This is a genomic window from Streptomyces sp. F63, from assembly GCF_018070345.1.
Taxonomy (GTDB): domain Bacteria; phylum Actinomycetota; class Actinomycetes; order Streptomycetales; family Streptomycetaceae; genus Streptomyces.
On record NZ_JAGPXX010000066.1, the window covers coordinates 1 to 2,220 of the forward strand.

A 2,220-nucleotide genomic window follows, 5' to 3' on the forward strand; every position below is an offset into this window, starting at 1 on the left:
GAACCGTTCCTAATCAGTGAGCAGGAGTGAGTCTTGGACCCATACCTGGTCACTGCGGACACCCCGAACGGTTTTGGATGTCCTGGTCGCCCGCGTACTCGTCGCGTCCGGCGGCACGGATCGTGTCCGTGGTCCGGGGATGCGGGGGCGGGGTCCCTCACGCCCAGGGGCACGCCGGTCGGCCTGGACGGTCCGATGCCCGTGCACATCGCTCTGGTGTGCACGGGGCGGTGTCGTCCGTCGCCGGATCCGGTGCCCCTGGGCGCGTCGTCCGATCGCGATGCTCGCCGCATCGTGTCGGGTGGTCTTACGGGTGGGGCCGGCCATCGGCTTTTGCCAGTGCTGGGCGCCCCACTTGCTGGTGTAGGCCGGGTCCACGGCGATGATCGCGATACCTGTGGCGTCGGCCATGGAGGCCAGCCGGGCGCGGAGCTTGCCGGTCGGCATGCCGGAGATGAGCTGCCGGAATCGGCGCTTGCGCCCGTGCTTCTCTCTGGTTTTCTCGGCCTGGAAGTCGAGGTCTTCGACCGCGATGGCCTTGACGCTGCAGCTCTTGGCCCAGTTCAGCAGCCGTGTGAGGGCGTGCCGTACCTGGGCGTCGCGGTGCTGGGCGTTGCCGGACAGGTCATAGAAGAACCGGCGCGGCCGGCCGATCGGGTTGCCGTGAGTGTCGAGGCGCCATGCGGCGAGGTGGTCGGCATTGGTGTCCACGCCGATCACGCCATCGGCGAGGGCGGCTTTGAGCGGGATGGTCCTGGTGGGTGGGATCTGCCAGGAGGCGTCCACGTACCAGCGCCGGCGCCCCGTGTCGTAGTGGATGCGGTAGGCCACGGCCCGGTCGGCCTCCACGCGGTCGGCCCGCTCCTGCCCCCGGTGAGGGAACCGCACCGGCGCAGCGAGTACGTACCGGCCGTGCTTGGCGTTCGCCAAGTCGGCGAGCGGGGCCGGGAGCTTGATCGATACTTCGCCCTCAGGCGTGATGCGGATCGTCTCGTTGCCGAACCTTTTCCCCGACTCGCCGTCCGCCTGGAGGAACCAGCGCTCGGCTTCCCACCGCTCACGCCACTCGGTCTCGGTGAGCTGCGCCTTGTCGAGGTTGTGGCGGGTGCCCAGCAGACGTTTACCGCCACGCACGACATGCACCCGGCCTGCTTCCTGGTCGGCCCGAACCTGGTCGAGCCGGTCCTCCAGCACATGCAGCCGTCGCGTCTTGTGGAACCACTCGTGCGCGGAGCGGTAGCCGCCCGGAGCCTGCTTGGTGCCCTTCTCCCCGACCGGCAGCGACAGCCGGTGCCGGATCGTTGTGATACCGGCTTCGAGGGACTGCACGTGTGCGGCCTGGCCGCGCCGGGCGAGCGCCCACTGGTCATGCGTGGCCTTCGTGATCGACCCGGCCCACCTGGACGACGACTCGGCCGTCAGGTCCCTCTTACGGGCCGCCCATGACTCGGTGGAGTGCTCCAGGCCGTCAGCGCAACGCCCTTTGAGGTCCTTCGAGGCGAGCGAGCCCAGGTGCGCCCCCACCAAGCGCAGAACCTTCTCATCCTCGGGCATGAGGTCCTTGAGCCGGGCACGGATCGCTACACCGGAGGGGCCCAGAGCCACGAACGGCGCGGCAATCGGGCGGAGGTCAGCCATGTTCGGCGGCTTCCAGTGCCTTGCGGGCGCGGTTCTTCGCCGACCTGCGCCCGTACAGGCGGGCGCAGAACGAGGTCAGCACCTCCACCATGTCCCGCACCAGGTCGTCTTCGACCTCGCCGTCGTCCAGGACCAGCAGGCGACGGCCCGTCGCGGACAAGGCGGCCTCGACAAGCTCGACGTTCATCCGGCCGAGCCGGTCCTTGTGCTCCACCACCACGCAGGTCACGTGCGGGTCGGCCAGCAGACGCCGGGCCTTGGAACGGCAGCCGTTCATCCCGGAAGCGATCTCCGCCTCAACACGAACGACTCGGTGACCGGCCTTCGCTGCCCACGCCGACAGCCGAGCGACCTGGCGTTCCAGATCGGTCTTCTGATCGTGCGAGGACACGCGGGCATACAGGCCCAGACCGCCGATGGCCTCGGGCGTGGTGTTCGCGTCGATGTTCACAAGGATCGTGCGTGGCCCGACCCGCTGAGCCGGTACCGGCAACATCCCCTCACGGAACCAGCGATACGCGGTCTGCGGATGCACGCCCTGCGTCTTCGCCCATTCCGTCAGATTCACGCTCTGACAACGAC

The 2,220-nt window shown here is 68.8% G+C and carries 2 protein-coding genes; both read right to left on the reverse strand.

The features are described 5' to 3' along the window. Positions 1 to 9: 9 nt before the first annotated feature. Positions 10 to 1,638, reverse strand: a complete 1,629-nt coding sequence (locus KBZ10_RS28900; protein WP_210990705.1) for a transposase — start codon at positions 1,636 to 1,638, stop codon at positions 10 to 12. Next, positions 1,631 to 2,206 carry an IS607 family transposase gene (locus KBZ10_RS28905; protein WP_210990706.1) on the reverse strand — a complete coding sequence of 192 codons (576 nt, stop codon included), beginning with the start codon at positions 2,204 to 2,206 and terminating at the stop codon, positions 1,631 to 1,633. The genes KBZ10_RS28900 and KBZ10_RS28905 overlap by 8 nt, the downstream gene beginning before the upstream one ends. Positions 2,207 to 2,220 lie beyond the last annotated feature (14 nt).